Annotated in this window: 4 protein-coding genes and 2 pseudogenes; all 6 read left to right on the top strand. The window is 70.2% G+C overall.

The window, feature by feature from the left end; genetic code table 11:
• Positions 1-185, top strand: a pseudogene (locus GXZ33_RS10490) (nucleotidyltransferase); the annotation flags it as partial.
• Positions 186-232: 47 nt separating this feature from the next.
• Positions 233-904 (top strand): TetR/AcrR family transcriptional regulator, encoded by a 672-nt coding sequence (locus GXZ33_RS10485; protein WP_291340980.1) that lies wholly within the window; start codon positions 233-235, stop codon positions 902-904.
• A complete protein-coding gene (locus tag GXZ33_RS10480) occupies positions 901-1,317 on the top strand; it encodes an RDD family protein (protein WP_291340979.1) in 417 nt (138 codons plus the stop codon). Before GXZ33_RS10485 ends, GXZ33_RS10480 begins: the two co-directional genes overlap by 4 nt.
• A 149-nt stretch (positions 1,318-1,466) precedes the next feature.
• The gene (locus tag GXZ33_RS10475) at positions 1,467-2,240 is read left to right on the top strand and encodes an electron transfer flavoprotein subunit beta/FixA family protein (protein ID WP_291340978.1); all 774 of its coding nucleotides are present in this window, start codon (positions 1,467-1,469) and stop codon (positions 2,238-2,240) included.
• An 8-nt stretch (positions 2,241-2,248) separates the two neighbouring features.
• On the top strand, positions 2,249-3,229 hold the full coding sequence (locus tag GXZ33_RS10470; RefSeq protein WP_291340977.1) for an electron transfer flavoprotein subunit alpha/FixB family protein: 981 nt from the start codon (positions 2,249-2,251) through the stop codon (positions 3,227-3,229).
• A gap of 5 nt (positions 3,230-3,234) precedes the next feature.
• Positions 3,235-3,461 (top strand): annotated as a pseudogene (locus GXZ33_RS10465) (hypothetical protein); the annotation flags it as partial.

The raw sequence follows: 3,461 nt of genomic DNA, 5'->3' as shown, positions 1-3,461 counted from the left end.
TGACCCAGGCGTGGGAGACCGCCCTGGCGCTGCAGTTCCGGCGGTGGGCGGACCGCGTCGACAAGCAGGAGGTCACCCTGGGTGACCTGCCCGCCCTGCACCGCAGCGCGTACGGCGCGGCGGCCCGTTCGGTGGCGGGTGTCCTGCGCTCGCTGGCGGGGCGCCACGGCGTCCCCCTGTCCTGACGCTGGTATCTTTAGACGAACAGAAACCCCTCAGGAAGGAGTCCCGCATGGCCCGTGCAGTCGGACGGCCGCGCAAGCACAGCCCGCGCCGTCAGGGCTCCACCGCGCGTGAGGAGATTCTCGACGCCTCCGCGGAACTGTTCACCACGCAGGGTTTCGCCTCCACGTCGACCCACCAGATCGCCGAGGCCGTGGGCATCCGACAGGCCTCGCTGTACTACCACTTCCCGTCGAAGACGGAGATCTTCCTGACGCTGCTCAAGTCGACGATCGAGCCCTCGACCGAGCTGGCCACCGCGCTCGGCGACTCCGACACCTCCCCCTCCATGCGGCTGTGGGCGTTGGTCGCCGCGGAGGCCCGGCTGCTGCTGTCGACACGCTGGAACATCGGCCGCCTCTACCAGCTGCCGGTCGCGGCCTCCCCGGAGTTCGCGGAGTACCACGCGCAGCGCACGGAGCTGCGGGATCTGTTCCGTTCCCTGGCGTCCTCGATCATCGGTGCGGATGACCCGCGAGCGGATCTGCCCTTCCACATCGCGCTCTCCGTCATCGAGATGCGCGAGAACGACGGCACGCCCCCTGCCCCGCTGTCCGGGGATTCACTGCCGCCGATCGCCGTCATGCTGGCCGACGCCGCCCTCGACGTCCTCCACGCCGACATCCCGGAGGACCGGGTGGCGTGTACCCTCGCGCTCATCTCGGAGCAGCCCCGGGAGTGAGCAGCTGCCTGGCGCGGCGGCTGGTCGCGTTCCTCATCGACGTGGTCCTGGCCTACGCCGTCTACTTCGCCGTCGGTGCACCGGAGCCCGTCGGGGTGGACCCGGCGCCGGCACTTCTGGCGATCACGTGGGTGCTGCGTGCCGTGCCTGAGCTGATCTGGCGGCGCAGTCCCGGCAAGATGCTCGTGCGTATCGACGTCGTCGGCCCCCGGTGGGCCCCTCTCATCCGTCATCTGTGGCTGGTGCTGCCGATTCCGCTGGGTATGGCGGCGCCGATGGTGCCCTGGTACTCACTCTTCGCCGTGGCGGTGGGTGTCTCCGCCTACGTCACTAAGGACAACCGTTCCCTCGCCGACCGGGCCTCCCGGAGCACTGTCCTGCAACGCGGCGTCGGTTGTTCACTGCCCTCCTGATCTGCCCTCACCCCGATTCAAATCCCGAGGTCGGGGTCACTTTTTCTCCCCTTAGTTGCGTGGCTCACATTTGTGCATTATTTTAGTTAATCAGCATTAACTGAGATGGTCCGGAAGGGCCCCGCAAGCACAGACTGAAGGAGCACCCCATGCGCATCGTCGTACTGGTGAAAGAAGTCCCCGACACCTTCGGGGAGAGGAAGATCTCCCTGGAGACCGGTCTGGCCGACCGCGCCGCCAGCGATCCCGTCCTCGACGAGATCTGCGAGCGTGCCGTCGAGGCCGCCCTCGCCCTCGCCGGCACCGGCGACCACACCGTGGACGTGATGTCCATGGCCCCGGAGTCCGCCGGCGCCAGCATCCGCAAGGGCCTGGCCATGGGTGCCGAGGCCGCCGTCCACATCAACGACCCGGCCCTCCTCGGCGCCGACCTCTCCCTCACCGCCGAGGTCCTGGCCAAGGCCATCGAGCGCGAGAACTACGACCTCGTCGTCGCCGGCAACCTCTCCACCGACGGCAACGGCGGCGTCCTGCCCGCCATGATCGCCGAGTGGCTCGACCGCCCCCACCTCACCCAGCTCACCACCCTCGAGGCCACCGACAGCACCGTCTCCGGTGCCCGCGCCTCCGACGACGGCGTGCTGAACCTCACCGCGGAGCTCCCGGCGGTCGTCTCCATCACGGAGTCCTTCCCCGACGCCCGCTTCCCCAACTTCAAGGGCATCATGGCCGCCAAGAAGAAGCCGATGACCCAGCTCACCCTCGCCGACCTCGGCGTCAACGCGGAGGACTTCTCCGTCCCCCGTTCGATCATGACCCAGGTCGCCGAGTGCCCGCCCCGTGAGGCCGGCATCAAGGTGACCGACGACGGCTCGGCCGCCGCCCAGCTCGCCGACTACCTCGCACAGAACAAGCTGATCTAGGAGCATCCATGCAGTTCGCAGACGATTCCATCCTCGCCGTCGTGTCCGCCACGATGGACGGCGGTGTCCCCGCCTACGCCGCAGAGCTCCTCGGTGCAGCAGGCACCCTGGGCACCCCGGTGGCCCTGTTCCTCCACTCCCCCGACGCCGACTCCGCCGCCGCGGCCACCCGCCTCGGTGAGCTCGGTGCCACGCAGGTCCTCGCCGCCGAGGTCCCCGCCGACCAGCTCGGTGGCCCCTCCGTCGACGCCGTCATCAGTGCCGACGAGGCCTGCGCCCCGCAGGCCGTCCTGTTCGCCCACTCCGTCGAGGGCCGTGACATCGCCGCCCGCTTCGCCGTCCGTTCCCGCCGGGCACTGATCACCGACGTGGTCAACGTCTCCCGCGACGACGAGGGCATCATCGGCCACCACTCCGTCTACGGCGGCAACTACCAGCTGGTCTCCGCCGCCACCTTCGGCGCGCCGGCGATCACCGTGCGGCTCGGTGCCGTCGACACGCGTGCCGACGCCGCCGCCGGCACCCTCAGCCCCCTGGCGGTGACCCCCTCCGAGCGTCGTTCCGCGGCGGTCGTCAGCAGCGAGCCCGCCGTGGTCAACACCGAGCGTCCGTCCCTGCTCGGCGCCAAGACCGTCGTCTCCGGCGGCCGCGGCTTCGGTTCCCCGGAGGGCTTCGCGCTGGTCAACAACCTCGCCGACAGCCTCGGAGCCGCAGTCGGCGCCTCCCGCGCCGCCGTCGACGCCGGCTACGTCGAGCACACCGCCCAGGTCGGTCAGACCGGTGTCTCCGTCACCCCGGACCTCTACATCGCACTGGGCATCTCCGGCGCGATCCAGCACCTCGCCGGCATGCAGACCTCCAAGACCATCGTCGCCGTCAACAAGGACGCCGACGCCCCCATCTTCGACATCGCCGACTTCGGCATCGTCGGTGACGTCTTCGAGATCGTCCCCAAGCTCGTCGACGAGATCAACGCCCGGAAGGCGTGATCCCCGTGTCCACCACCGTCACCACCCGCATCCGCCAGGGGCTGCCCCGCATCCCCAACGGCGCCCCGTGGCCACCCGTCACAGAGACGGAGACCACCCACGCGCCGGTCGCGGCCCCCGTGGCTGCTGCCCCCGCCGCGCCTGCCGCCGTCCCGGCCCAGGTCGCCGTCAGCGCTGAACTGCGCCGCGGTCTCCCCCGTGTCCCGGGCGGCGAGCCCTGGCCGCCGGCCAC

Origin of the sequence: Corynebacterium sp., from assembly GCF_012838985.1 — a bacterium.
In the GTDB taxonomy this organism is placed as follows: Bacteria; Actinomycetota; Actinomycetes; order Mycobacteriales; family Mycobacteriaceae; genus Corynebacterium.
Note: the sequence above shows the minus strand (reverse complement) of the source record. Positions and strands in the feature narration are given on the sequence as shown.

What these genes read in the sequence shown, in the direction of transcription:
- GXZ33_RS10470 (WP_291340977.1), top strand. Translation starts at nt 2,249, where the DNA reads ATGCAGTTCGCAGACGATTCCATCCTCGCCGTCGTGTCCGCCACGATG.
- GXZ33_RS10485 (WP_291340980.1), top strand. Translation starts at nt 233, where the DNA reads ATGGCCCGTGCAGTCGGACGGCCGCGCAAGCACAGCCCGCGCCGTCAG.
- GXZ33_RS10475 (WP_291340978.1), top strand. Translation starts at nt 1,467, where the DNA reads ATGCGCATCGTCGTACTGGTGAAAGAAGTCCCCGACACCTTCGGGGAG.